General features: G+C 67.4%; 1 protein-coding gene. It reads left to right on the top strand.

Annotation, left to right across the window (positions count from 1 at the left end):
• Nucleotides 1-104: 104 nt before the first annotated feature.
• Complete coding sequence (gene thiS, locus FLQ44_RS16390) at nucleotides 105-308, top strand: sulfur carrier protein ThiS (RefSeq protein WP_147695272.1); 204 nt, start codon at nucleotides 105-107, stop codon at nucleotides 306-308.
• The last annotated feature ends 5 nt before the right edge of the window (nucleotides 309-313 follow it).

The raw sequence follows: 313 nt of genomic DNA, 5'->3' as shown, positions 1-313 counted from the left end.
CGAGAGCTTAGCCTCGCATGCCTCGCGCAGGCAATGGCGCGAACAGGCTTTTGCGCGACGCAGCCTCCTCAGAGTCACCCTCTGCTCCGATGTCCGAGCGCCCCATGATCCAGATCCAGTTGAACGGCGAGGCGCACGCGCTGCCTGCCGGCACCACGGTCGCCACTCTCATCGAGCAGCTCGGCCACGCCGGCCGCCGAGTTGCCGTCGAGGTCAATCGCGAGATCGTGCCCAAGAGCCGCCATGCCGAGCACGTGCTCGCCGATGGCGATGTGGTCGAACTGGTGCACGCACTGGGCGGCGGCTGAAGCGA

Source organism: Vogesella mureinivorans (assembly GCF_007644035.1).
Taxonomy (GTDB): domain Bacteria; phylum Pseudomonadota; class Gammaproteobacteria; order Burkholderiales; family Chromobacteriaceae; genus Vogesella; species Vogesella mureinivorans.
Note: the sequence above shows the minus strand (reverse complement) of the source record. Positions and strands in the feature narration are given on the sequence as shown.